Raw genomic sequence first — 25,479 nt, forward strand, 5'->3', positions numbered from 1 at the left:
TCCGTGTCGGGGGTTGTGTCGTTCTTCACATCAACGGTGGCGAACACTACTCCCATCGGAACGAGTCCGTGGGGAGCGAGTGACGGGGCCACATTGAGCGAATCCACTGTTCAGATGTTCCACGGCGGTCGCGGATACGACCACTGTGCGACAGGCGCGCCAGCCGTTCCACCGGGTTCTCCGGCCTCCTGCCAGCGCCGTCACCGTCCGTCATGCCGGTACGAGTGGTACCTGAGTGACGGAGGTGACCCCGCTGAGCTTCTGTCAGCGTGGCTCGAGAACAACGGACTGCCGGTGCGAAAACTCGTACTAACGGCTAGTTCTTTTCACCCGTTCGGCGCCGGCACCGTCTGCGGATCCTCACTGTACGTATCGGCTGCGGCCGGTTCGGTGATGATCGGCGGGGCGCCGGGACGGCCCAGCCCGGTGCCCGGAATCCCCGACGTGGTAGCGGTTCTCTACCGACACACCGATGACGACCTGGACCGGGGAGACGACCTCCCGGCGCTTCCGGGCGGTGACGATGTGTCACCGCCGGCTCCCTGGTCGATCGGCGCCTGGCAGGACAGCTGGACCCGCGACGAGCATGCCGACGCGGTCCGCGCGGTCCACGAGGCCATCGCGCGGGGCGACGTTTATCAGGTCAATGTCGTAGGGCATGTGAGCGCCCCGTACACGGGAGATCCGGGTCCGGCCCTACAGCGGGTAACCAAACTGCCCGGAGCGCGGTATGGCGGCATTCTGACAGGACGGGACTGGGCGATCGCGACGGCGTCGCCGGAGACCCTCGTGGAGGTGCGCGACGGCCGGGTCATCACCCGGCCCATCAAGGGCACCCGTCCGGCCACCGCCGAGGGCCGCCGCGAGCTGCTCGCCTCCGCCAAGGAGCGCGCCGAGCACGTGATGATCGTCGACCTGGAACGCAACGACCTGGCCCGCCTGAACGGCGTCGGCCCGGTCGACGTCGACGAGCTTTTCGCCGTGCGCCGCTGGTCCGGTCTCTGGCAGGCCGAGTCGCAGGTCTCCGCGCCGATCGAGGGCGACCTGGGCCTGGCCGACCTGCTGCGCGCGGTGTGCCCGGGCGGCTCGGTGACCGGCGCGCCCAAGCTCGCCGCGCTGGACGTGATCGCCGCCCTGGAACCGGTCGGGCGCGGCGTCGCCATGGGCGCCCTCGGCTGGGTCGGCACGAACCACGTCGACCTGGGACTGACCATCCGCACCGTCGCGGTCACCGGCGGCCGGGTCCACCTGTGGGCCGGCGGCGGCATCACCTGGGACAGCGATCCCGACGCGGAGGTCGACGAGGCGGCCGCGAAAGCGGGCCCGATCCGGGCCGCGCTGGCCGGACCGACCCGGCACGGTAACGAGTGACAGGGCTCCCGGTGCATACCGTTGATCGATAGGGTCGAGGCATGACAGTGCGTCCCATCCGGCTCTTCGGCGATCCCGTGCTGCGCACCGCGGCCGACCCCGTGACCGTTTTCGACGATGACCTGCGCCGGCTCGTCGCCGACCTGGAGGACACCGTGCGCGAGCCCGGCCGCGCCGGCGTCGCCGCACCGCAGATCGGAGTGAGCCTGCGCGTGTTCTCCTACAACGTCGACGGCAAGGTCGGCCACCTCGTCAACCCGGTCCTCTCCGGGTTCGAGGGCACGCAGGACGACGAGGAAGCCTGCCTTTCGCTGCCCGGGATGGGCTTCGCGACCCCACGCGCGATGACGGTCACCGCGACCGGCGTCGACATGTACGGCGAGCCGCTGACGATCGCCGGCACCGGCTTCCTGGCCCGGGCGCTGCAACACGAGACGGACCATCTCGACGGCCGCCTCTACATCGACACGCTGACCGGGGACACCCGCCGCCAGGCGCTGCGCGAACTGCGCCGAAGCCGCCCGATGCCGGCCTGACCGGCCACCCGGCCTCTCCGCGCGGCTCTTTCGCCCGTCGGCGCTTTCGTGGCGCAGTGATCAACCGTCGGGTTCAGAGTCGGCGGATGATCTCCCGCAGGTCGGGCGGGTCCAGCCCGGGCAGGCCGGGCAGTTCGTCGACGTGCAGCCACTGGTGACCGGCGAGCGTCTCCCGCTCGTCGGGCAGCAGCCCGTCGCGGCCCAGCGCCGGGCGCGCCTGCGCGAAGCGGGCCAGGAAGAACCGCTCCGGGCCGGTGAAACGCCGGCCCTTCCACACGAAGTCGCGCGGCACCTCGACCGACCGGTCCAGCACCGCCGCCGGGTCGAGGCCGGTCTCCTCGGCAAGCTCGCGCCGCGCCGCCTGCCAGTGCGTCTCGCCGGGGTCGAGGCCGCCGCCGGGCGGCTCCCACACCTCGTGCCCGTCGACCGGGTCGCACCAGCGCATGAGCAGCACCCGGCCGTCGGCGTCGAGGCAGACGACCCGGGCGGCGGGCCGGTGGATGGCGTCCATCAGAGGATGATGAACGACGGCGGCGGATGGCGCAGGAATTCGTGGTGCGAGATGTCCCATCCGTACGCGCCGGTGCGGGCGAAGACCAGCACGTCTCCGACGGCCAGGTCTGCCACGTGCTGGTCCCGGGCGAGCACGTCACGCGGGGTGCACAGTTCGCCGACGGCGTCGACGGTCACATCCTGCCAGCGCGGGCGCGGCCAGTCGTAGGGCCACCGCTCGCGGCCGAGCACGGTGAACGGATGGCTGTAGCCCCAGGCGGCGGGGAGCCGGAAGTGGTGGGTGCCGCCGCGCAGCACCGCGAACCGGCGGCCGTGGGTGTGCTTGAGGTCGAGAACCTCGGCGGCGTACCAGCCGGCGTCGGCGGCGAGTATGCGGCCCGGCTCGACGATCAGTTCCACGCCCGGCGGCACGGTGACACCGGCGCCGACCGCGGCCAGGTCGACGGTCGCGTCGCCGAGATAGTCGACGCCGAGACCGCCGCCGGCGTTGACGGTGCGCAGCGCGACGCCGTACCGGCGGGCGGCCCGCGCCGACCAGGCCAGCGCGTCGGCGAGGAACCGAGCGTGCGCGGGACCGTCGAGGTTGTTGGAGACCGCGTGCAGGTGGAAGCCCGTGACGGACACGTGGTCGTGCGGGAGCGCCAGCACCTCGCCGAGCTGTGCCTCGTCGACGCCGAACGGGGTCGGCGCGCCGGTCATGGCGTGGCTGCCGGGCAGGGCGGCGCCGGCGCGGTTGACCCGTATGCAGGCGGGCACGACGACCTCGGCGGCCCGGGCGAGCCGATCCAGCCGGAGCAGCTCCTGGCCGCTCTCGACGTTGACCTGCGCCCCCGCGGCGATCGCGGCGGCCAGTTCGGCGTCGGTCTTGCCCGGCCCGCCGACGATGACGCGGCGGGCGCCGGCGGCCCGCGCGAGTTCCAGTTCGCCGCCGGAGGCGACCTCCAGGCCGTCGCAGACGCCGGCCAGGGTGCGCACGACCTCCGGGTGACCGTTGGCCTTCACCGCGTACAGCAGCGTGGCGAAGGGCAGGGCGGCGCGCACGGCGGCGGCCCGCTCGCGCAGGGACCGGCGGTCGTACACGTAGGCGCACACCGGCGACGGGAGGTCGCTCAGCGCGGCGAGGACCCGGTCAGGCGGGCGCATGCAGAGGATTCTCGACGAGCAGGTATTCGTCGCCGGCGCCGGCCAGGCGCATCCGCACCAGCGCCTTGTGCGGCACGAGCGGGGCGGTGAACGCGGCATGGTCGGCGCGCCCGGCGTCGCCGAGCGCCTCGTAGGTCTCGTCCACGACGCCGCGCACGATGCGCCAGGCCGCGTCCTCGGCGAGGCCATGCGACTCCTCCAGGCGCAGGACGAGCTCGCCGAGATGCGCCTGGAAGGCGGTGTAGCCGATCTTGGCGCGGAGCACGTGCTCGTCGCCGGTGCCCACCACCGAGCCGGGCCACAGCGGCACCTCGTGGCCCGCGGCGGCCAGCCGTCCCGGATGCAGGCGGAGCCCGGCGAAGTCGCGGACCGCCAGCCGGTAGGGCACCCCGCCGACGAAGGTGGGCAGGCAGTTCTGCAGGTGCGCCTCCAGCGCCACCCCGCGCAGGGTGAGCCGCAGCAGGGGCGGCAAGAGCAGCCGGGCGTACGCGTCGAGGAAGCCGGCGGCGGCCTGCGCGTCGTCGCGGCGCCCGGTGCTCGCGGCGAAGGCCGCGACCAGATCGGCGGCGAGGAACGGCAACGCGCCACCCGCGAGCGCCCGCTCGCCGGGCCGCAGCCGCCCGGCGAGCCCGTCGCGCAGGATCGCCGACATGTCACGGCCGGCGGCGGGCACGGCGGCCCCGGCGGTCTCGGCCATCAGCAGCAGGCGCCCGGCGTCCGGATCCTCGCCGGCGAGGCGGTGCAGCAGCGCCGACACGGCCGGTCCGTTGCGGGTGCTGGCCACCGAGATGCCCCGCCGGGTCGAGGTGACCTGGATGTCGAGGGAGAGCTTGAGATAGCGGCGGCTGCCGTCGGCCGCGGGCGGCAGCAGCAGTGTCCGCAGCGCGGCGGTCGGGATCGCGTCGAGCTCGTCGCCGAGAATCCGCACGGCCCCGCCGGCGATCAGGTCGCGGTGGCGGCCGGCGACGATCGTGTCGCGCTGCCAGGCGTGCACCGGCTGGAGACGGTAGCCGTCGGGCACGGCCGGCAGCCCGGGGTAGGCGGCGCGCAGAGCGGTGCCGAGGTCGTCGCCGAGGTGCGCGTCGTCGCGGACGGCGAGGAACCCGACCCGGGTCCGCCCGGCCTCCAGGTCGTGGGCGAGCACGTCGGTGGCGTCCCAGCCGAGCCGGGTCCGGCCGCACGGATGCAGATTGTGCCCGGCCACGGCGAGTCGTTCCCCGGCCACGGCACCCTCGTCGGGGTCCGCGCCGCCGTCGGCGTCGGCGTCTCTGCTGCCGCTGACGGCCTCGCCCGTGTTGGCACGCGTGCTGTCGCCGACGCCCTCGCCTGCGTCGGCACGCTTGCCGTCGTCGGCGGCCGGCTTCTGGCGCGCCATCGCGATCGCCAGGTTGACCACGGCGTTGCGCAGTTCCGCGGCGAACCCGGCGGTGTTGCCGGGCAGCCCGGTGGGCAGCAGGTCGGCCGGGTCGTCCGCGCCGGCGTGGGCGTACTCGACGCGGCCGAAGGCGTGCACGCGATCGCCGGGTGCGGCGCTCGCCAGGCCCTCGCGGACCAGGGCGCCGCGCAGCCGTCGCCCGACGACGTCAGCGGCGACGGGCAACGCCGCGGTGAACGGGTCCAGCAGCCGCGGGGCGTGCACGGCCAGGGCCGCGCTCGCGTCGGCGGCGCCGACAGGGAGCCTGCGGTCGGTCACTCGGGGCGTCATGCCGCGTCTCCCGGGTAGGCCTTCCGGGCCCCGCGTGGCGCCTCGGTCCAGTCCGTCATGGTGAACCTCCTGGGCGTGCCTTCCGGGCCCTCCGCGGTGCCGTCGGTCATGACGCGGCCATGGGATTGTCCAGGAAGGTCCATAGGTCGTCGAGCGGGTCGGCGGCGAGGCGCATGGCCGTGGTCGCCTTGACCGGCAATGGCTCGCGGAGCATGGTCGCGGCGTCTGGAGTGCGGGCCGACGCGAGCGCCGCGGCCGCAGTCGCCCAGAGCTTCGCCGGATCGGCGCCGCCGCGCTCCAGGACGGCGACGAGCTGCCCGGTCACCGTGCCGAGGGCGGCCGCGAGCTTGGTACGCAGCACGGCCGGGTCGTCGCTGGCCAGGTCGCCCGCGAGCGGCGGCGGCTCGAACCCGGCGGCGCGCAGGCGGGCCGCGCTGACCCGGACGCCGCCGAGGTCGCGGTAGACGATCCGGATCGGGCGGCCCTGGTCCAGCACGACGAGGCTGTTCTGCCCGTGCGCCTCCAACGCGACGCCGCGGTCGAGGACCGCCAGCAGCGGCGGGAACAGCAGGTGGGTGAGATCGTGCCACCACGCGTACGGGTCGGTGGCGGCGTGCCACAGCAGGGGCCGCCCGTCGTACGGGTCGGCGGCGGCGAGTGCGGCCAACGGCACGACCGTCTCGCCGGGCCCGACGACCGGGGCGGCGCGGTGCAGGTGGGCGAGGTGGCGTTCGGGGCGCCCGTCGACGAGCACCGCGCCGGCGCCGTACTCGGCCAGGACCGTCAGCGGCAGCCCGGCGGTCACGTCACCCAGCAGCGCCGACAGCCGGGGGCCGTTGTGCACGGCGGCGGGGGAGACGGTACGGACGGCCGAGGTCATCTGCACGTCCACGGCGGTCTTGACATGCCCGGCGGCGGTGGCGACGGTGCGCAGCGACATCAGCGGCCGTACGGGCCCGGTCTCGCCGTCGTCGCGCAGCCAGGGGTACCGCTCGCGCAGGTGCGCCGCCTGCCACGGGTGGGCGAGCAGGACCGGGGGGCCGTCGCCCGACCAACGGTCCGCGGGCACCCGCAACCGTCGCAGGCGCAGGGTGCGGCGGTGTTCGGGTGCGTAGGCCAGCACGTCGGCGACATCCATGCCGCCGCGGGTGCGGCAGCAGGGGTGCAGTGGGTGCCCGTCGAGGACGAGCTGCTCCACGGTGGCCAGGTCGGGGCCGGTGGCGAGCAGGGGTCGTGCGGTGCCGGGTGGCGCGTCAGCGTACGCGAGGGTGAGGTTGGCGACGCTGTTCGCGATCTCGTCGTGGAAGGTCTGAGCCCAGCCCAGTTCCCGGACGAGCGCCGCGGGATCGGTGATCTCCCCGGTGTCGGTGACGCCGTGCCCGCTGGCGCCCGGCAGCTCGCGGTCGCGGTCGCGGGCCGCCGGTTCGCCGCTGCCTACGCCGGCCCTCGGTTCGCCGTGGTGGCCGTCGTGGGCCGCCGGATTGTCGCGGTGGCCTTGGCGGGCCGCTGGATTGTCGCGGTGGCCTTGGCGGGCCGCAGGCTCGGAGCGGCGGCCTTCGTGGGCTGGCGGTTCGGCTAGGCGGCAGGTGAGGCCGGGGGCGGGCACGGCGAACGGCAGCTCCGCGCCGGCCGGACAGGTCAGTACGCGTCCGTCGTTCAGGGTGACCAGGCCGGGCTGCCGGGCGGCGACGCCGGGCAGCGGCTCGCGGTGCAACGCCCCGAGGAGCCGGGCGAGCACTTCCGCCCGGGCCCGGGGGAGTGCCCGGTCGAACGCCCCGACCAGCCCGGGTCGAAGGTCGCCCAGCTCGGCACGGGTCAGCTCGGCGTCGGGGGTCGGCACGCCGCCTATTCTCCGGCACCGTTCCACCCGGCGCTCCTCGCACCCCTAACATCCTAGGACGGCTTAGCGGGTGTGCTGCCGCACACCCATACACCGGAATTTCATCGACACCCCAAAGAAGCGGAGTTCAGCCCAGGAGTGCGGCCTCCTTGAACGGATCCAGGCCCACGCGGGGGCGGTCGGGGCGCTGCGGTGGCGGGCCGTCCAGGGACTGCAGCCAGGCCCAGGTGTCGGCGACGGTGTCGCGTGCCGGCCGTACCCGCAGCCCGGCCGCGACCGCCCGGCTGACGTCGCCGCCGTGCATGAAGTCGTGGTCGAAGCCCGGCGGCAGCCAGATGGGCAGCTCGAGCCACGGCGCGATGCCGGCGGCGAGGATGGTCTCCGGCGGGGTCCATCTCAGCTCGGCGCGGCCGCCGGTGATTTCGTTGCCCAGGTCGAGCAGTTCGCCCATGGTGGTGTGTCCCGGCGGGCTGACCAGGTTGTAGGCGCCGGTGTGCCCGGCCTCGGCGGCGTCGAGCAGGAAGATCGCCAGGTCCCGGGCGTCGATGTACTGCAGCGGCAGGTCGCGGGGGCCCGGGGCGAGGGTCGGCCCGCCGGCGGCGAGGCGCCGCAGCCACCAGGGCAGTCGGCCGATGTCCTCGTGCGGGCCGAGGATGAGTCCGGCCCGGGCGAGCAGGACGGGGCCGTCGAAGGTCTGTTCGGCGGCGATCTCCGCGCCTCGTTTGGCGGTGGCGTAGTCGACGTCGTCGCCGGCGTCGGGGGAGGCGTCGACGACGGGTGCGTCCTCGGTGAGGGGTATGGGTCCGCCGTCGGCGTAGACGCTGCGGCTGGAGACGTACGTGTAGTGGCCCGCGCGGCCGTGCAGTTCCCGGGCGGTGTCGCGGACGGCGGAGGGTGCGGCGGACCAGGTGTCGATGACGGCGTCCCAGGTGCCGCCGTCGAGGGCGGCGAGGCCGCCGGGTGCGGTGCGGTCGCCGGTCAGGGCGGTGACGCCGGGTGGTGCCGGGCGGTGGCCGCGGTTGAGGACGGTGACGTGGTGGTGGCGGCTGCGGGCTTGGTCGACGACGGCGCGGCCGACGAATCCGGTTCCCCCGAGTACGAGCAGATGCATGGGCGCGACGATGCCTTTCGTCGTACCCGGGGCGGAAGATGCTATCGCTGTCGGCGGAACGGTATCGCTGTCGGCGAAAAGCAGGCGGAGACGGGGTCGCCTGACGCCGGCCTGGCTATCGTGTACGGCCATGATCGACTTATCCGCGCCGGACGGCACCCGGCTGGCCCTGCACGATTTCGGCGGCTCGGGTCGGCCGGTGCTGCTGGTGCCGGGGCTGTGCGGCTATGCCGGCGAATGGTCGGCAACGGTTGCCTGGCTGGCCGGTACGCATCACGTCTTTGGCCTGGATCCGCGGGGGCATGGCGAGAGTGAGCGGCGCCCGGCCGACGTGTCCCGGGCGGCTCACGTCGCCGACGTGGCGACGGCCCTGGCGGTGACGGGTCCCGCCACCGTGATCGGTCAGTCTCTGGGTGGGCACACCGCGTTGCTCACCGCGGCTGGCCATCCGGAGCTGGTTGCCCGGCTGGTGCTGGCGGAGGCGGGTCCCGAGGGTCCCGACGACGACACGGTGCGGGGCGTCGACCGGTGGCTCGCCGCGTGGCCGGTGCCTTTCCCCGACCGGGCGGCCGCTGCCGCGTATCTGGGTGGCGGCCTGGTGGGGGAGGCGTGGGCGCGGGGTCTGCGGCGCGGGCCGGACGGTTGGTGTCCGACCTTCGATCGCGAGGTGATGGTGGCTACGATCGCCGCCGCTGTCGGGCCGTGTTGGGGTGAGTTCGCGCGGATCGCTTGTCCGACGCTGGTGGTGACCGGCGGCGCCGGCTATCTGGGTGCCGAGGAGTGCGCCCGGATGGGGCAGCATCCGTTGGTTACCGCCGTGCGGATCGATGAGGCCGGCCATGACGTGCATCTGGACAGCCCTCGGCAGTGGCGTGAACTGGTGACCGGCTTCCTCGCCTCCTGAGAGGCGATTTGATCACCGTGCAGTGGGGCCCAGTGGAAGTGTCGCCGTCCGGTGCCAGGGGCCGCCGGGCGCGGGGATTCCCTGGATGAGGTGCACGGCGGTGATGTCGGCCGCGATGGGCAGATGGTTGGCGGCTTCGTCGGCGGCGGCGCGCAGCAGGTGCGGTGGGTGGTCGTGGCCGATGGTGAGGTGGGGGATCAGCTCGGGGTGTGCGCCGCCGTAGGGCTGGGCGTCGGGGAAGCGGGTGGTGACCGCGTGGGTGAGGGCCCGGAACGGGGCGTCGGGGTCGGGGGCGAGCCAGGCGACGGTGTCGCCGAACCAGCCGACGTGGGTCAGGGCGGTGGTGAAGCGGGGGATGGCGCCGATCGCCTCGCGCAGGCCGGCCAGGACGGCGTCGGTGACGGCGGTGGGTGGCAGGAACGGGTAGACGATCGTGATGTGAGCGGGCACTCCCCAGGAGGCGGCGAGGTCCAGGCGGGCGCGGTGGTGGGCCACGGCGGGTTCGGCGGCCGGGATTTCGACGATCAGCGCGGTGTGGGTGGGGGTCATGGTGTCGAGTGTGTGAGGTGGGGGTGGGGTGATGTCGATCGGGTGGTGGCTGTGCCGCGGATAGGCGTCACCTGGGAAGTGGCTGTGCGGACTTTAGGCTTTTTCCGGGTGCAACCGAGCGGCAACCGTCTGTGACCGTCTGCTGCACCCCGCGCAACGAAAAGTTCCCCCTGTCAGCCGGTGAGCCGTCACCGGGAGACGGGATACGAGGGGGAACACCATGTCCGCAGCGACCGCGCCGAAGACTGTCAGTCGTGAGCTGGAGAACCTGATCCGCGAGAACATGCCGCTGGTTGGTCACCTGGTGCGCGAGATGCTGTTCAAGGTTCCGGCCCACGTGCACCGCGACGACCTCGCCTCGGCGGGCTACGCGGCCCTGGTCACCGCGGCGCAGGCGTACGACGCCACCCGTGGCATCCCGTTCGGCCGCTTCGCCGCGGTGCGGGTGCGGGGGGCGCTGCTCGACGAGCTGCGCAGCATGGACTGGGCGAGCCGCTCGGTGCGGGCTCGGGCTCGGCGTGCCGAGGTGGCCCGCCAGGAGCTGACGGCGCGGCTGGGCCGTACGCCGTCGCCGAAGGAGCTTGCGGAGCTGCTCGGTGTGGGTGTCTCGGAGCTGGCGTCGGTCGATGACGACGTGCAGCGTGCCGCGGTGCTGTCGCTGCAGGGCTTCACCGCCGGTGCGGCGGAGGAGATGGTGACCGAGGCGTCGCTGAACCCGGAGGAGATGCTGCTGCACCGGGAGCGGATCGGCTACCTGCACGACGCGGTGGCGGTGCTGCCGGAGCGGCTGCGGTTCGTGGTCGAGGCGTCGTTCCTGCAGGAGCGGCCGCTGGCCGAGGTGGCCGCGGACCTGGGTGTGACGGAGTCGCGGGTGTCGCAGCTGCGCACCGAGGCGCTGGCGTTGCTGCGCGAGGGGCTGACCTCGCACATGGATCAGCACGACGGCGGCGCGGGCAAGGGCGACGGTGTTGTGGCGCGGCGGCGGGCCGCGTACGCGGCGCAGATCGCGGGCCGCAGCACGATGGCGACGCGGCTTGCCGTGACCGACGTGCAGGGCGTGAACGTGTCGGCGGCGTACGCCGCCTGAACTTCTCTCTGAACACCGCGGGCCGTCACCGGAATGGGTGGCGGCCCGCGGTGTTTCGTCGGCGGTCGGGTGGGCCGGAGCTGAGATCATGGCGGGCATGTCCCTGGTTCCGCGTCAGCATGCCGGGACGGTCGCGGCCGTCGGCGGCGCCGAGGAGTTCACCGAGGCGTGGCTGCGGAATCGGCGGCTGTCGGCGCATACCCGTGACGCGTACCGCCGTGATGTGACGGCGTGGCTGGTGTGGTGTGCCGAGCGGGACGTCGATCCGCTGCGGGCCTCGTTTCTGGACGTCAACGCGTACGCGCGGGGTCTGGAGGGCCGGCAGCTCGCGCCGGCGACGGTGGCGCGCAAGTTGTCGGGGCTGTCGAGCTGGTACGACTTCCTCGTCAAGCTGCGCGCCGTCGAGGCGAATCCGGTGACCGGCGCCGACCGTCCGTATGTCTCGCGGGACCATTCGGCGACGGTGGGGCTGAGCCCGGAGGAGGTCGACGCGGTCCTCGCCGCGGCCGAGGCGGTGACCGGTGTGACCGCGGCGCGCCACCGCGCGGTGATCGCCCTGCTGGCGGACCTGGGTCTGCGGGTGGGTGAGGTGGTCGGCCTCGACGTCGGCGACCTGGGCGTCGAGCGGGGGCATCGCAGCGTGCGGTTCGTGGGCAAGGGTGGCCGGCCGCGCCGGCGGGCGCTGACCCCGTACGCGGGTGCGGCCCTGGACGCGTATCTGGCCGAGCGTGCCGCGGCGGAGCAGACCACGGCCGACCGGCTCGACGGGCCGCTGCTGGTCACGACGACCGGCGCCCGGTTGGACCGGCACGCCGTGTTCCGGCTGGTGCGTCGCCTCGCCCGGGAGGCGGGGATCGAGGGGTGGGCGCGGCTGTCGCCGCACTCGCTGAGACACGCGTTCGCCACCTCGGCGCGGGCCGAGGGGGTGCCGTTGGAGGATGTGCAGGACGCGATGGGGCACGCCGACCCGCGGACCACGCGTCGCTACGACCGGGACCGGCACAATCTCGATCGGGATCCGGCATATCTGCTCGCGGCCGCACGGGTCCGCCGCAGCGGGCAGTGAGCGACCCCCTATCCTCGACCGCGGTCCGCAAGTCGATCACGGGACGGGGTTAGGTTGAACATCTTCGAAGCGGTGCTGTTGGGCGCGGTGGAGGGTTTCACCGAGTTTCTGCCCATCTCCAGCACCGGTCACCTGACCATCCTGGAGAAGCTGCTCGGCTACGAGATCGACGCGCAGGACATCACCGCGTTCACCGCGATCATCCAGTCGGGCGCCGTGCTCGCCACGGTGATCTTCCTGCGCCACGACATCGTGCGGATCATCAACGCCTGGTTCCGTGGGGTGCTGAGCCGTGACCAGCGCGCCAACGCCGACTACCGGTTCGGCTGGGCGGTCATCCTGGGTTCGATCCCGATCGGCATCGTGGGTCTGCTGTTCCAGGACACGATCACGTCGACGCTGCGCAGCCTGTGGTTCGTCGCCGGGGCGCTGATCGTTTACAGCGGTGTGATGTGGTTCGCCGACCACGCCGCCACCCAGGTGCGTCACGTCGAGGACGTCACCTGGAAGGACACTCTGATCATCGGCGTGGTGCAGTGTCTGGCCCTGGTCCCCGGCGTGTCCCGTTCGGGCGCGACGATGACCGCGGGCCTGCTGCGCGACCTCGACCGGGTGACAGTGACGAAGTTGTCGTTCTTCCTGAGCATCCCGGCGCTGCTGGGCGCCTCGGTGCTGCAGACCGTCACCGAGTTCGACAACATCTCCGCCGACAATCAAGGTGTGGGCTGGCTGCCCACGATCGTCGCGACGATCACGAGCTTTGTCGTCGGCTGGTTCGCCGTGTCGTGGCTGCTGAAGTTCATCGCCCGGCACTCGTACTCCATCTTCATCGGATACCGCCTGGTGCTCGGCTCGGTGCTGATGGTGCTGCTCGCCACGAACGTGATCGAGCCCCAGTAAACAGGTAGTTACATCGACATTCGTTGTTCTTTGCCCTAAACGGCGATAACGTAGCGCGTGCCGATCGGTACCCCCTGCTACGAATGAGGAGGGCCCGCTGTGGCCGACCTCCTGACCGACCGCCTGCCCCTGTTCCCGTTCCGCGGCCCCGACGACGACCCGTTCACGCCCGTCGCGGCCGCCGACCTTCGCCGCCTCGACGGACCGGTCACCCGGGTACGGCTGCCCACCGGCGGTTGGACGTGGCTGGTCACCCGGCACGCCGACGTCAAGCGGATGCTGCGCGGCGACGCGTTCAGCGCCGACCTGACCCGGCCCGGCTTCCCCCTGCTGCGCGAACTGCCGCCTCAGGTCCGACTGGGCAACCGCGGCGGTTTCATCCGCATGGACGGCGCGGAACACCTGCGGCTGCGGCGGATGCTCAACCCCGAATTCATGATCAAGAACATCCGGCGGATCGAGCCGCTGATCGGTGACGTCGTCGATGACGCCCTGGACGCCCTCGCCGCCGCCGGGCCGCCCGCCGACCTCGTCACGGCGTACGCGCTGCCGGTGCCGTCGCTGGTGATCTGCCATCTGCTCGGCGTCCCGTACGCCGACCATGTCTTCTTCCAACAGCGCAGCGCGACCATGCTCGACCGCGGCGCCGATTCAGCCCGGGTCCGCGACGCCATCCTCGGCCTGCGCCGCTACCTGGGCACCCTCATCGAGGCCAAGCGCACCAGCGGCGACCCCGGCGACGATCTGCTCGGCCGCCTCGTCAGCGACCGCGTACGCACCGGCGAGCTCGAGACCGGCGAGCTCATCGGCATGGCGGTGCTGCTGCTCGTCGCCGGGCACGAGACGACCGCGAACATGATCGGGCTCAGCGTGCTCCTGCTGCGGCGGTACCCGCGGGCATGGCAGCGGATGCGCGACGACGACCAGGCCGCCGACACCGTCGTCGAGGAACTGCTGCGCTACCTGACGATCGTGCGCAACGGCCTGCCCCGCCAGGCGACCCGCGACGTCGAGATCGGCGGCCGGCTCATCCGCGCCGGCGAACCGGCCACCGCGCTGCTGTCGCTGGCCAACCGCGACGACGAGGTGTTCGACGACGCCGACACCTTCGACCCGTACCGGCAGGCGCAGCAGCACCTGGCGTTCGGCTTCGGCGTCCACCAGTGCATCGGCCAGCCGCTGGCCCGCGCCGAGCTGCGCATCGCCCTGACCCGGTTGGTCCGCCGCTTCCCCGACCTCACCGTCACCGCCGACCCCGCCCGCCTGCCGAGACGCGAAAGCTCCATCGTGTACGGCGTCGCCGAACTGCCGGTGACCTGGTGACCGCCCGCGTCACCGCCGACCGCGACACCTGCGTCGGCGCCGGCAACTGCGTCCTGACCCTGCCCCACGTCTTCGACCAGGACGACGAAGGCCTCGTGGTGGTCCTCGACCCGGACGCCGCCGACACCCCGGACGACGTGCTCGCTCGCGCCGTCGATCGATGCCCCTCGGGAGCGATCACCGTACGCTGACAACCAAGTCAGCAGCCCGCCCAGGTCCGCGGCGCCGACCGCGCTGCCATGGTGTCCGGGTGCCCGCTCCCGAGCACCCCGTGTCGGCGCAGGACGGTCGCCGCTGAGCCGCGCCACCGTGTCCCGCAACGCCCGCACCGCCTCGATCACCGCCGAGCGCTCGGGCGCCGAGGACGTCATCCCGGTCAGCAGCGCGGCGGTCACGAGCTGCGTCGACCGCGTCCTGTCCACGTTAGGCCTGCCGTCGACGCCATGCGTCTCTCGTGCAGGAATCAGGCTAGCGCTGCACGATCGCCACCCGTGGGTTCACTTGCCGTGCGGGTCGGCGGCGTTGAGCGCCGCGACCACCTGGTCGTAGTCGCCGCGGGCCTCGCCGTAGCGCAGGAACTTGACCCGTTCCACCAGGACCTCGGTGGCGTCGGGCTCCTTCTCCAGCAGGCCGACGACCTCGCTGACGTACTCGTCGAGCGGCATCGCGGCGTCGCTGCTCTCGTGGCCGGGCAGTAGCGCCGTCCGCACCGCCGGCGGCACCAGTTCCACGACCCGCACCGACGTGTCCGCCAGCTGCAGCCGGATCGACTCGCTGAGCATGTGGATGGCCGCCTTCGACGCGTTGTAGCTCGGGGTGGCCTTCAGCGGCGCGAACGCCAGACCGGACGAGACGGTGACGATGGTGGCGTCCGGCCGGGTCCGCAGGTGGGCGATGAACGCGGCGATCAGGCGGATCGGCCCCAGCAGGTTCGTCGTGACGACCTCCTCGGCGCTGGCGAGGAACGCCTCGGGCTTGTGCCAGTCCTCGACCCGCATCACCCCGGCCATCGTGACCAGCACGTTGAGGCGCGGATGCCGGGCCAGCACCCGCTCGGCGGCCGCCTCGATGCTGGCGGCGTCCGTGGTGTCGATCCGCTCGGTGTCGATACCGGGGTGCTCCGCGGCGATCCGGGTGAGCAGGTCGCCGCGGCGCCCGCCGACGATGACGGTGTTGCCCCGCGAGCGCAGTGCGAGGGCGAGCGCCAGGCCGATGCCGCTGGTGGCGCCCGGGATGAAGATCGTGTTTCCGGAGATGTCCATGACCAGGGAATCTGCCCCGTCCCCGGCGTACGTGGCAGAGAGCGGTCATCGGGGGATCCGCAATCCCTGGTTGGGGTGCGGCCAAGGTTCGGATGAGCACCCGTCGTCGACATGATCACCGTGATCCGGGAGCTGATCGCAGAGGGCTGGCAGATCACCGGTGAGGACCTGGCGGTGCTCTCGCCGCACCTGACCGCGAACATCCAACGCTTCGGCGTCTACGCCACCGACGAGGTCGCCCTCGCGCCGGACGCCTACAACGCGCACCTCGGCGTCGAGCTGGCTGCCGCAGCGCTGCTGTCGGGCTGGGGTGTCAGGGAGCGGGCGACATCTACACCAAATGGTGTAGGCGGTACCCGGTTGGCGTCGGTCAAGGTGACATCCGCGGGACGACGCGGCACAGGTCGGGTTTCCATAGCGTCGGAGCATCCCGATTGAGGAGGCTCTATGTTCCGCACTGACCCAGCCGGCACCTCGCCGGCACCCCGCGGATCGCAGTCGGTCCATCCGGCCACGGCGCCGCGTACCGGCCGCCGGATCGCCGTGGACAGCGTCTTAGGCGGGTTGGTCTTGCCGCTGATCGGCTTTGCCGTAGCCGACGTGATCAATCCGGATTGGAGTCCGGCCGAGGCGATGATCAGCCACTATGTGCATGCTCCGCACGGTGGGTGGTTGGTGCCGCTCGGCACGCTGAGCATGGCCGTCGCCTCCGGGACGCTGACATGGCTGGCTGCCGCGTACACCCGGGGTGGCCGCGCCGGTCTGGCGCTGCTCGGTGTCTGGACCGCTGGCCTGCTGGTCGCCGGGGTGTTCGCCACCGACCCGCCCGGCCAGTGGGACCAACCGCCGACCATGGCCGGCACGCTGCACGGGGTCGCTGCGCTGCTCGCTTTCACGACACTGCCCGCAGCCGCGGTCGAGCTCAGCCGGGTGTGGCGCCGGGATCCCCGGTGGCGTCCGGTCGCCGGTGGACTGGCCGTTACGGCGGCACTGTCGGTGGCCGCGTTCGCACTATTCATGATCACGTTCTTCGACGTGATGGGAGGCCCATCCTTGGCGGTCGGAGCGTGGTCGACCGTCACCGGTTTCGCCGAGCGGGTCATGGTGTGGGCCTACGTCGGCTGGCTCGTCGTCGCGGCGGCCGGGCTGCGCCGGATTACACGGGAAGGATAATCCTCTCATGGGACAGGCGGCGGCATCGATGGATCGCTCCTGCACCGAGCTGCCCGCGAGCCGGGCCGGGTTGCCGCGTTGGGCCGTCACGGCGGTCCTTGCCGTGTTGACCCTGGTGGGTGTGCCGACAGGTATCGCACTCACCGGCGGCAGCGTGACCCTGCACGGTGCACTCCCGCTGGCCGAGGCTCTCGCCATCCTGGTGATGCTGCGTCAACGGTGGCCCGTCGCCGCTCTGCTCGCGGCGGTGGCGGCGGTGACGGCGATGAGGGGTGCCGGCCTGGTAGAGGTGGGCTGGATCTGGCCGGCCACCGTCCTGTTCGCCCACGCTGTCATGATCGGACGCATCGGCTGGGCTGTCGGCACCGGCGCGGTCGTCCTGGCCTACGCTGCCAGTTGGGAGTGGGCGGTGCTCGGGCACAGCCCGGATCTAGTTGTCGCCCGGGTCGGTGGCGAGGTGTTCTGGCTGGCTCTCGTGGTGGCGATCGGTGTCGCGTACCGCAACCGACGCGGCTGGCAGCAGGAGCTCGCCGCCCGGGTAACGCGATCCGCATACGAACGCGAGCTCGACGCCCGGCGCCGGCGGGCGGAGGAGCGGGTCCGAATCGCGCACGAGTTGCATGACCTCGTCTCGCACACCCTCGCCGTGGTCGGGGTGCACCTCAACGTGGCCCTGGATACGCTGAAGTCCGCGCCCGACGAGGCCAGAGACGCGCTCCAGCTCGCCCAGGACGTGCGTGGCAAGGCGATGGTGGATCTGCGGGCACTGGTCGAGGTGTTGCGCGACGGGTCCGCGACGACGATCGAGGCGCCGGCGGCCCAATTGGACGGGCTGGCCAGCCTGGTCGAGCGGGTGCGAGCCGCCGGGATCGACGTGGAACTGCAGGAGACGGGCGACCGGTCGGCTGTGCCCGCCCCGGTGGCGCTGGCCAGTTTCCGGATCGTGCAGGAGGCGTTGACCAACACCGTCCGCCACGCTGGGGCGACCCGAGCCCTGGTGGCACTGTCCTACGAACCGGCCCAGGTCACCGTCACCGTGACGGACAACGGCACACGTGCCGAGTTCGACTGGACGGCCACCACCGGCGATCCAGACCATCCTGGCACCAGCAGGCCGGCCGGCGAACCCGGCGGCGCGAGCACCGCCGGGCATGGCATCGCCGGGATGCATGAACGCGTCAACGCACTCGGCGGCCTACTACGGGTCGGTCCAGTCGCCGGAGCCGGGTTCACGGTCCAGGCGTCAATTCCGGTGGCCTGGTGACCATGGCGATCTCCGTCCTGCTCGCAGACGACCAGCACCTGGTTCGGGCCGGGTTCCGCAGCCTGCTCAAGCGGGACCGCGGCATCGTCGTGCTCGGCGAGGCGTCGACTGGTGACGAGGCGGTCCGCACCACCCGGGCGCTGCGGCCCGACGTGGTGCTGATGGACATCCGGATGCCCGGCATGGACGGGATCACCGCCACCCGCCAGATCGTCGCCGACCCGCAGCTGCACGGCTGCCGGGTGGTTATCCTCACCACCTTCGAAACCGACGAGTACGTCTTCACCGCCCTGGCCGCAGGAGCAAGCGGATTCCTCACCAAGGACGTCGACCCGGACGGCCTGCGCCAGGCCGTCCGGGTCGTCGCGGCCGGCGACGCGCTGCTCTCCCCGAGCGTCACCCGCCGCGTGGTCGCGCAACTCGCCCACCGGCCGTCGGCCGGCACCGGCGGGGCACAGCTCGCCGCGCTTACGGAACGCGAACGGGAAATCGTCCGGCTGGTAGCGACGGGCCTGTCCAATGACGCCATCGCCGATCACCTCGTAATCAGCCCGCTGACGGTGAAAACCCACATCACTCGGTCCATCGCCAAGCTCGACGTCCGAGATCGGGTCCAACTGGTGATCCTGGCCTACGAGGCTGGGCTAGTCCGCCCAGGCGAGGCCGCCGCGCCAACCGACCAGTCGCCGTCCGGCGGTTGAGGACTCCTCACCGGAAGCGCGCGGGCCCTGGGCGGCCGTGTTCGCAGGATTCCTGTTTCATAGGTGGTCACCTGTGAAACAGCCGGCCGGACGCCGGCGCCAGCTCGACTCCCTCCGGTCCGCCGGCGTCACGCGGAAAGCCTCGGACGTCGGCCTGGAGTTCCTCACATGCTGTCCATGGCGCTGCATCTGCGCGGCCAAGAGCTGAGCCTGCGCGACATCGCCGCCCGGCTGGTCATCAGTAAGGGGAAGAAGAAGGGGCAGCTGCTGCCGCACCCCTGGTTGCGCCGCGGCGGTCGACGATACTGGGCGCATGGACCGTGCCGCCCTTGCCGACTTCCTGCGCCGCCGCCGCGCCGAGCTGCGCCCCGGTGACGTGGGACTGCCCGCCGGCGCCCGCCGTCGCGCCCCCGGCCTACGCCGCGAGGAGGTGGCGGCGCTGGCCGCGATGTCGACCGACTACTACACCCGGCTGGAACAGCAACGCGGCCCACAGCCCAGCGACCAGATGCTGGCCTCGCTCGCGGTCGCGCTGCGGCTGAGCACCGGCGAACGCGACTACCTGTTCCGGGCCGCCGGCCGCCACGCCCCCTCGCCGGTGTCGACAAGCTCGCATGTCGCCCCGGCGCTGCTGCGCGTGCTCGACCGCCTCGACGACACCCCGGCGCTGATCCTGTCCCAGCTGGGCGAGACCCTGGTGCAGAACCGCATGGCCGCGGCGCTGTTCGGTGACCGCTCCGGCGACACCGGTCTCGATCGCTGCGACGTCTACCGCTGGTTCACCCGCCCCGGGGAACGGCTGCGCTACCCCGAGCACGACCGGGAAAGGCAGAGCCGCGCCCAGGTGGCGAACCTGCGGGCGGCGTACGGCTCGATGGGTCCCCGTTCGCGCGCCGGGGACCTGGTGCGGGCTCTGCAGAAGGCCAGCGCCGAATTCGCCGCCCTGTGGGAACGGCATGAGGTGAGCCAGCGGTTCCATGACCACAAGGTCCTGCTGCATCCGGAGCTCGGCGCCATCGAGGTGGACTGCCAGGTGCTGTTCACCGAGGACCGGTCGCAGGTCCTGCTGGTGCTGACCGCCCCGCCGGGCTCCGAGGGCCACGAGAAGCTGCGGCTGCTCGCGGTCGTGGGCCACCAGACGTTCACCCGGACCTGACTGTCATGAGTTCGCAGGACGCAGTACGGCCTGGACCAGCGCCAAAGCCGCCTCCGGCGTCAGACCGAGTGACCGTGTCTCCTCCGCGTACCGTTGCGCGGCGGCATGGGCCGCGACCGGAGTCCCGGCCGCCGCCGGGGTGACCAGCGTGCCCGCCCGGCCGTGGGTTTCCACCAGCCCGGCCTGCTCGAGCTCGCGATACGCGCGGGCCACCGTGTTGACCGCCAGTCCCAGGTCGGCGGCCAGCCGGCGCACCGGCGGCAGCCGGGTCCCCGCCGCCAGGACGCCCTGCGCGGCCAGTGCCGCGATCCGCATCCGCACCTGCTCGTACGGCGGCACCGACGACGCCGGATCGATCACGATGTCCACGCGCTTACCCCTGTCCGTGCGTGCTCACAGCAGTCGCGGCGGGGTGTTGCCCGCGGCGACGATGGCCCGGCGCATCGGCACCATCGCCAGCAGAATGCCACCGAGGACGAAGAACACCACCAGCGACACGATGCCGATCCGGTAGCTGTTCGTCAGCTGGAAGACCAGGCCGAACGCGAGCGGGCCCAGCCAGCTGGTGCCCTTGTCGCTGATCTCGTAGAAGCCGTAGTACTCGCCCTCGCGGCCGGCGGGGATGAGCTGGCTGAACAGCGAGCGGCTCAGGGCCTGGCTGCCGCCCAGGACCAGGCCGATCCCGACGCCGAGCAGCATGAACGGCACCGGCTCGCCCTCGGGCAGCCAGAACGCGCCGAGGATGACTAGCAGCCACAACACCAGCGAGAGCAGCACCGTACGGCGGGCGCCGATGTGTTCGGCGATTCGGCCCAGCAGCAGCGCCCCACCGAACGCCAGGAACTGCACGATCAGGATCGTGACGATCAGGGTGGACTGCTCGAGCCGCAGTTCCTCGGTGCCGAACTGGCTGGCCAGGGCGATCACGGTCTGGATGCCGTCGTTGTAGACCAGATAGGCGACGAGAAAGAACAAGGTCAGCGGGTACGCCCGCAAGCGGCGCACCGTGCCGGCGAGCTCGCGGAACCCGTCGGTGAGCACGTTGCCGCCCGTGCGGGCGCCGCTGACCGGGCTCGGATGCTCCCGCAGCCAGCGCAGCGGCAACAGGGTGAACAGCGCCCACCACACGCCGGCCGACACGATGCACCAGCGGGCCAGGTCCAGGGTGCGCTGGCCGTCGCCGTCGACGCTGAGGACCGTCACCACGACCAGGTTCAGCAGCAGCAGGACGCCGCCGCCCAGGTAGCCCAGCGCCCACCCGCGGCTGGACACCTTGTCCCGCTCGTCGGGGCCGGCGAGCCACGGCAGGAACGAGTTGTAGACGACCACCGACGCGCCGAACGCCACGTTGGCGACGACGAACAGCGCCCCGCCGAGCAGGTACCGCTCGCCGGTCACGAACGCCATCGCGATCGTCGCGCCGGCGCCGGTGAACGCGGCCGCGGCCAGCAGCGGCTTCTTGCGGGTGGCCCGGTCGGCGACCGCTCCCATGATCGGCAGGACGACGACGGTCAGCAACACCGACAGCGACACCAGGTAGGGAAAGTACGAGCCCGCGGCGACGCTGACGCCCAGCGGATACACCCGGCCGTGGCACTCGTCGGCGCCGAGGGCGCACCCGGCGGCCTGCTCGGTGACCGAGGTCAGGAACGGGCCCAGGAACACCGTGATGACGGTGGTGGAGAACGCCGAGTTGGCCCAGTCGTACAGGTACCAGCCGGTGCGTTCACGCCGCGCGACCCGCGGCGCGGTGGTGTCGGTCATGGCCGGAGATAATGTCACCTCCGAGGCCTGCCCCGATACCGTGACGACGGCGAGTTTTCAGCCGTTCGCCGCCCACCACCGGGCCAGAGCGGCGGTGGCCGGGTCCTCGGAGTCGGCCAGGGCCGCCCACGGGTCCACCCCCGGCGGCAGCTCCTCGACCGCGTAGGCGGCCAAATCCTGCGGCGTGACCGGGTCCGTCGTGCCCGCCACGGGCGCGGCCGGATCGACCACGCCGAGGCTGCCGGTGTCGATCCACGGGAACCCGTCAACCGGTTCCGGCAGGGGGCCGACGTCGACGATCGGCGGGAACAGGCTCGCCGGCTCGTCGCCGGCGTCGGCCGCGTCGGGGTCGGCGCCGATCGGGCCGAGCCCGCCGGTCACGTCGGCGGGCGCCGCGGCCACGTCGTCGGGGCCCGGGCCCGGATCGGGGTCGGGGTCGGGGCCGGGGTCGTCGTGGCCGTCGCCGCCGGCGTCGTACTCCACGCCCGCGTGAGCGACGTGCGGATCGTCCGCCGTGCCCGCGTCGTGGTGGCCGAAGTCATCGTGGTCGACGTACCCGTCGTCGGTGAACGCGTCCGGCAGCGGAGCGTCATGGTGTCCCGGGTCGTCGTGGTGGTCGGGCAGGTCCGGCCAGCCGTACTCGTCGCTCATGCGTTCTCCTGACCGATTGGTGCGGACGTGGGCGCGAGGGCACGCGCCCGGGTGAGGACCTCGTCGATCTGCGCGAGCCGGCCGCGGACCCGCTGGACCTCCGCGGTGGCCCGCGCCCGCCGGCGGGCGCGGCCGGCGGCGTCCTCGGCGGCGGCCGCGTCGATCTCCGCGATGTGGGCGTCGAGTTCGCGCAGGCGGCGTTCGACGGCGTCGTCGACGGCCACGCTCAGCGCGTACTGCAGGTCGGTGAAGCGGTGCGAGATCTCGTCCTGCAGGGCCGCGCGGGCCTCGCCCAGCACCTCGCGGAGCCAGACGCGGGCCTGCTGCCGGTCGTTGTGCACCCGCCTGCGATACAGCACGTATCCGCCGGCGGCCAGTCCCAGCCCCAGGCCGGCGACCGGGATCAGCAGGCCACCGGCGACCGCGCCGCCGACGCCCAGCGCGGACACGCCGAACATCGCCCCGCGGCCGGCCATGAACGCGATCCCGCCGGCGGACAGCGCGACGAGCAGATTGTCGCCGGAGCCGTCGCGGGGCGGCCCCGCCGCCAGGGTGTGCCGCAACGTCGCGTTGAGCCGGTCCAGCAACCCGGCCCGTTCCTCGTCGTCGAAGACCTGCGCCAGCACCCGCTCGCCGACCTGGCGGAACGTCGCCTCCAGATCCTCCGACAGCTGTACGGCGACCGCCTGCAACTCCGTGTCCAGCCGGTCCGGCAGCGCCGCCAGCGCGTCACCGCGCAGACCGTCGACGCGGGCCGCCACGTCCTGCTGCAGCGCGGCTACGCGGGTGCGCAGCAGACCCACCATCTCGACCCGGGCCCGCTGGGTCTCGGTGCTCAACAGCAGCGCCCATTGCCGCTGCTCGGTGCGCTTGCGGGCGGCGAGGGCGCTGCGCTCGGCGCGGACCCGCGCGGTCACACCCGGGTCCGCCTCGGCCGCCCGCACCCGCGCCTCGGCGGCCTGCTCCAGCCGGACCAGCTCGGCGCGCGCGGCCCGCAGCACGTTCGCCAGCTGCAACTGGTGGCCCCACCCGGCCAACTCCACCAGGGCGTGCTGCAACGCGGCGATGTGCGAGGCGTCGACCAGGGCGGCCTGCTCGCCGGCGGGCACGCTCAGGGCCAGCTCGGCCAGCCGTGCCGACACCGGGAACCAGGGCGCGTCGGCGAACCGCGGCGCCCGGGCCCGCAGCAGCACCCGGTTGTCGTCGGCGATGCGCCGCCAGCCCGGGTACGCGTCGACCTTCGTCAGGGCGAACACCACCGTGTCCACCCGCTCGCTCGCCGCGACCAGGAAATCGAGCTCGGGCCGCGACAGCGGCGCGGACGCGTCGGCGACGAACAGCAGCGCGGTCGCCCGCTCGACCGCGGCCAGCGCGACCGCGGTGTGCGCGGGATCGAGGCCGCCGACGCCCGGAGTGTCGATCAGGCTCACATACTGCAGCAGCGGCGCCGGATGCGTGATCTCGATACGCCGCGGCGAGCGGGGCCCGCCGCGGCCGGTGGCCCAGTCGCCCAGCTCCCGCAGCTCCAAATCGACCGGCTCGCCCAGTCCCGGGACGTAGGCGACCGCGCCGGGCCGGGCACCGGGGGAGAAGTGCAGGTAGGCGGCGGTGGCGACGGCGGCGTCGACCGGCGACAGCCCCGGCACCCCCAACAGGGCGTTGACCAGTGAGCTCTTGCCGCGCTTGGTCTCGCCGACCAGCACGATCGACGGGCGGGTCAGCCGGCGGCGGCGCAGCTCGGCGAGTTCGGCGCCCGCGTCGGAGTCGGCGGCGCGTACGGCGGCGAGCGCGTCCTGTACGGCGGTGTCGAGGGCCTGGGCCAGCTCGCGGTTCGCGGTCATCGGTCGTCCTGGTTCGCCTGCCGCGCGTCGCCGTCGCGCAGACTCTGGGCCAGCAGGTGGAAGCCGCGGTGGGCGACCTGGGCGACGCGGGCCTGGGCCGGGCCGGCGCCGGCCACCGCGTACACCCGCCACCGGCCGGCGGCCTCGACCGCGGCCGCCGCCAACTCCTCTGCGTCCGCCCGCGGCAGACGCAGCACCGTCCGCGCGTCGTCGGACATGGCCAGCCGGGTCAGCTCCTGCTCCCAGGCGACCGGCAGCCGCACCCGGCCCGTCGCCACCCGCTGCGCCACCTCCAGCAGCCGCAACCGGTGGTACGCCGGCTCGCGCAGCAACTGCTCGGTCGCGTCGCGCAACGCCTCGGAATCGCGGCGCTCACGGGTGTGCCCGGCGATCCGCTCCAGCCGCGACAGCGCCCAACCGGCCTTGATGGCGTCGGCGCGACCGCGCAGCGACTGGTCCAGGGTGTGCCGCAGCCGGGGCAGGCCGGAGGCCAGCACCAGGCGCCGCACCAGTTCCCCGGTGCCCAGCTGCGGTTCGGCGGACAGCTGCGCCAGAGCGAAACCGATGCCGTACAGGTCGAGCAGACCCAGCAGCCGTTCCCGGCGGTCGGGCCCGACCGGCGCGGGCCGGCTGCGGAACAGGTCCACCGAGGCCAGCAGCACCCGCAACTCCTCGGCCGGCAGCGCGGCGAGCTCCTTCAGGGCGGCGCAGTCACCCGCGGTGAGCCGGCCGGCCTCCCCGGTCTCGGCGAGCAACCCCACGACCGGCACAACCTGCGACACCGTACGGGCCAACAACGCGGCCTGCTGCTCGGCGAGGGGACCGGCGACCGGCCACGGATCCTCGGCCCCGCCGACCAGCGTATCGACCTTGCCGAATACCCCCAGCGCGTTGATCGGGCTGCTCGCCAGCCGCGCCGACGCCGCCCGAAACGCCTCCAGCGCCCGCATGTCGTCGGCGCGCACCGCCTGCGTGAACACGTAGACGACCGCCTCGGCGGCGGCGACCTCGGACGCCGAGTCGGCGTCGATCGCGGCGTCGAACGGCGCGGTGCTCTCACCCAACTCGGCCGCGGCGCGCGCCGACACCTGCGTGTCGGCCGAGGCCAGGCCCGGGGTGTCCACCACGGTCAGCTCCCGCAGCTTCTCACTGGTCAAGGTCACGTCCACGTACGCGACGCGACCGGCACCCATCCCGAGGCGCTGCGGGATCATGCCGTCGTCGTCCAACGGCAGGCTCGCGCGGCTGCCGTCGCGGCCGACCACGTCGACCCGGTCGGCCGTGCCGTACCGGAACCGGGTGACCACCCGGGTGCACTCCCCGACGGCCGTCGGGGCGACCCGGCGTCCGATCAACGCGTTGACGAGTGTCGACTTTCCGGCTTTCAACCGGCCGGCGATCGCGACGCGTAACGGCTCGGCGAGCCGGTCACGGACCTGTCGGACCTGGCCAGCGGCCTCCGGGCCCACCGTGGCGACAACGTCGTTACATAAAGTAGCCACGCGGGCGGACAGGGGTCCCACGGTCATGACTCGTCAGCCGAGCACACATTCGGCGAGAATGTGCTGACCGCGGCCGTCGACGCAGACAAGGCGAGTGACCTTCCCCTCCCGGGCAGG

At 72.8% G+C, this 25,479-nt stretch carries 25 protein-coding genes; 13 read left to right on the forward strand and 12 right to left on the reverse strand.

Annotated elements, in window-relative coordinates; genetic code table 11:
• Positions 1–114: 114 nt before the first annotated feature.
• Together AB0M36_RS13795 and AB0M36_RS13800 are read left to right on the forward strand one after the other, a co-directional pair.
• Positions 115–1,371 (forward strand): anthranilate synthase component I family protein, encoded by a 1,257-nt coding sequence (locus AB0M36_RS13795; RefSeq protein WP_364156417.1) that lies wholly within the window; start codon positions 115–117, stop codon positions 1,369–1,371.
• 41 nt (positions 1,372–1,412) lie between these two features.
• The gene (locus AB0M36_RS13800; RefSeq protein ID WP_364156420.1) at positions 1,413–1,907 is read left to right on the forward strand and encodes a peptide deformylase; all 495 of its coding nucleotides are present in this window, start codon (positions 1,413–1,415) and stop codon (positions 1,905–1,907) included.
• Positions 1,908–1,980: 73 nt separating this feature from the next.
• On the opposite strand, the gene AB0M36_RS13805 is transcribed toward AB0M36_RS13800, so the two are convergent.
• The 5 genes from AB0M36_RS13805 to AB0M36_RS13825 form a co-directional block, all read right to left on the reverse strand.
• The gene (locus AB0M36_RS13805; protein ID WP_364156423.1) at positions 1,981–2,418 is read right to left on the reverse strand and encodes an NUDIX domain-containing protein; all 438 of its coding nucleotides are present in this window, start codon (positions 2,416–2,418) and stop codon (positions 1,981–1,983) included.
• The gene (locus AB0M36_RS13810; protein WP_364156426.1) at positions 2,418–3,563 is read right to left on the reverse strand and encodes an alanine racemase; all 1,146 of its coding nucleotides are present in this window, start codon (positions 3,561–3,563) and stop codon (positions 2,418–2,420) included. The genes AB0M36_RS13805 and AB0M36_RS13810 overlap by 1 nt, the downstream gene beginning before the upstream one ends.
• Entirely contained in the window at positions 3,550–5,268 is a 1,719-nt protein-coding gene (locus AB0M36_RS13815; RefSeq protein ID WP_364156429.1) for an IucA/IucC family siderophore biosynthesis protein, read from the reverse strand. The genes AB0M36_RS13810 and AB0M36_RS13815 overlap by 14 nt, the downstream gene beginning before the upstream one ends.
• Positions 5,269–5,374: 106 nt before the next feature.
• Entirely contained in the window at positions 5,375–7,108 is a 1,734-nt protein-coding gene (locus AB0M36_RS13820) for an IucA/IucC family protein (protein ID WP_364156431.1), read from the reverse strand.
• 127 nt (positions 7,109–7,235) lie between these two features.
• Complete coding sequence (locus AB0M36_RS13825; RefSeq protein WP_364156433.1) at positions 7,236–8,219, reverse strand: NAD-dependent epimerase/dehydratase family protein; 984 nt, start codon at positions 8,217–8,219, stop codon at positions 7,236–7,238.
• 130 nt (positions 8,220–8,349) lie between these two features.
• Between AB0M36_RS13825 and AB0M36_RS13830 the strand changes: the two genes are divergently transcribed.
• Positions 8,350–9,123, forward strand: a complete 774-nt coding sequence (locus AB0M36_RS13830) for an alpha/beta hydrolase (RefSeq protein ID WP_364156435.1) — start codon at positions 8,350–8,352, stop codon at positions 9,121–9,123.
• 12 nt (positions 9,124–9,135) lie between these two features.
• Here AB0M36_RS13830 and AB0M36_RS13835 read toward each other — a convergent pair whose 3' ends face one another.
• The gene (locus tag AB0M36_RS13835) at positions 9,136–9,672 is read right to left on the reverse strand and encodes a 2'-5' RNA ligase family protein (protein ID WP_364156438.1); all 537 of its coding nucleotides are present in this window, start codon (positions 9,670–9,672) and stop codon (positions 9,136–9,138) included.
• Between the two features lie 220 nt (positions 9,673–9,892).
• On the opposite strand from AB0M36_RS13835, the gene AB0M36_RS13840 reads away from it, so the two are divergent.
• The 5 genes from AB0M36_RS13840 (at position 9,893) to AB0M36_RS13860 (ending at position 14,239) form a co-directional block, all read left to right on the forward strand.
• Positions 9,893–10,759, forward strand: coding sequence for a sigma-70 family RNA polymerase sigma factor (locus AB0M36_RS13840; protein WP_364156441.1), 867 nt, complete (start codon positions 9,893–9,895; stop codon positions 10,757–10,759).
• 97 nt (positions 10,760–10,856) lie between these two features.
• Positions 10,857–11,825, forward strand: coding sequence for a tyrosine-type recombinase/integrase (locus AB0M36_RS13845; protein ID WP_364156444.1), 969 nt, complete (start codon positions 10,857–10,859; stop codon positions 11,823–11,825).
• Positions 11,826–11,879: 54 nt separating this feature from the next.
• Positions 11,880–12,725, forward strand: coding sequence for an undecaprenyl-diphosphate phosphatase (locus AB0M36_RS13850; protein ID WP_364156447.1), 846 nt, complete (start codon positions 11,880–11,882; stop codon positions 12,723–12,725).
• A gap of 99 nt (positions 12,726–12,824) precedes the next feature.
• Positions 12,825–14,048 carry a cytochrome P450 gene (locus AB0M36_RS13855; protein WP_364156450.1) on the forward strand — a complete coding sequence of 408 codons (1,224 nt, stop codon included), beginning with the start codon at positions 12,825–12,827 and terminating at the stop codon, positions 14,046–14,048.
• Positions 14,045–14,239, forward strand: a complete 195-nt coding sequence (locus AB0M36_RS13860; protein WP_364156453.1) for a ferredoxin — start codon at positions 14,045–14,047, stop codon at positions 14,237–14,239. Before AB0M36_RS13855 ends, AB0M36_RS13860 begins: the two co-directional genes overlap by 4 nt.
• Positions 14,240–14,545: 306 nt before the next feature.
• On the opposite strand, the gene AB0M36_RS13865 is transcribed toward AB0M36_RS13860, so the two are convergent.
• Complete coding sequence (locus AB0M36_RS13865; protein ID WP_364156456.1) at positions 14,546–15,310, reverse strand: SDR family NAD(P)-dependent oxidoreductase; 765 nt, start codon at positions 15,308–15,310, stop codon at positions 14,546–14,548.
• Positions 15,311–15,421: 111 nt separating this feature from the next.
• On the opposite strand from AB0M36_RS13865, the gene AB0M36_RS13870 reads away from it, so the two are divergent.
• The 5 genes from AB0M36_RS13870 (at position 15,422) to AB0M36_RS13890 (ending at position 19,604) form a co-directional block, all read left to right on the forward strand.
• Positions 15,422–15,748 carry a hypothetical protein gene (locus AB0M36_RS13870; protein WP_364156458.1) on the forward strand — a complete coding sequence of 109 codons (327 nt, stop codon included), beginning with the start codon at positions 15,422–15,424 and terminating at the stop codon, positions 15,746–15,748.
• 9 nt (positions 15,749–15,757) lie between these two features.
• A complete protein-coding gene (locus AB0M36_RS13875; RefSeq protein WP_364156460.1) occupies positions 15,758–16,483 on the forward strand; it encodes a DUF998 domain-containing protein in 726 nt (241 codons plus the stop codon).
• 7 nt (positions 16,484–16,490) lie between these two features.
• Positions 16,491–17,747, forward strand: coding sequence for a histidine kinase (locus AB0M36_RS13880; RefSeq protein WP_364156463.1), 1,257 nt, complete (start codon positions 16,491–16,493; stop codon positions 17,745–17,747).
• A 2-nt stretch (positions 17,748–17,749) separates the two neighbouring features.
• Entirely contained in the window at positions 17,750–18,448 is a 699-nt protein-coding gene (locus tag AB0M36_RS13885; protein ID WP_364156466.1) for a response regulator transcription factor, read from the forward strand.
• Positions 18,449–18,761: 313 nt separating this feature from the next.
• Positions 18,762–19,604 carry a helix-turn-helix transcriptional regulator gene (locus AB0M36_RS13890; protein WP_364156469.1) on the forward strand — a complete coding sequence of 281 codons (843 nt, stop codon included), beginning with the start codon at positions 18,762–18,764 and terminating at the stop codon, positions 19,602–19,604.
• Between the two features lie 3 nt (positions 19,605–19,607).
• Here AB0M36_RS13890 and AB0M36_RS13895 read toward each other — a convergent pair whose 3' ends face one another.
• The 5 genes from AB0M36_RS13895 to AB0M36_RS13915 are packed head-to-tail and all read right to left on the reverse strand — an operon-like array spanning position 19,608 to position 25,389.
• Positions 19,608–19,973 carry a GntR family transcriptional regulator gene (locus tag AB0M36_RS13895; protein WP_364156472.1) on the reverse strand — a complete coding sequence of 122 codons (366 nt, stop codon included), beginning with the start codon at positions 19,971–19,973 and terminating at the stop codon, positions 19,608–19,610.
• Positions 19,974–19,997: 24 nt separating this feature from the next.
• Entirely contained in the window at positions 19,998–21,368 is a 1,371-nt protein-coding gene (locus AB0M36_RS13900) for an MFS transporter (RefSeq protein WP_364156474.1), read from the reverse strand.
• A 57-nt stretch (positions 21,369–21,425) separates the two neighbouring features.
• On the reverse strand, positions 21,426–22,019 hold the full coding sequence (locus AB0M36_RS13905; protein WP_364156477.1) for a hypothetical protein: 594 nt from the start codon (positions 22,017–22,019) through the stop codon (positions 21,426–21,428).
• Positions 22,016–23,860 (reverse strand): dynamin family protein, encoded by a 1,845-nt coding sequence (locus AB0M36_RS13910; protein ID WP_364156480.1) that lies wholly within the window; start codon positions 23,858–23,860, stop codon positions 22,016–22,018. Before AB0M36_RS13910 ends, AB0M36_RS13905 begins: the two co-directional genes overlap by 4 nt.
• Complete coding sequence (locus AB0M36_RS13915; protein WP_364156483.1) at positions 23,857–25,389, reverse strand: dynamin family protein; 1,533 nt, start codon at positions 25,387–25,389, stop codon at positions 23,857–23,859. Before AB0M36_RS13915 ends, AB0M36_RS13910 begins: the two co-directional genes overlap by 4 nt.
• Positions 25,390–25,479: the final 90 nt, after the last annotated feature.

Source organism: Actinoplanes sp. NPDC051346, assembly GCF_040682215.1.
Lineage (GTDB): Bacteria > Actinomycetota > Actinomycetes > Mycobacteriales > Micromonosporaceae > Actinoplanes.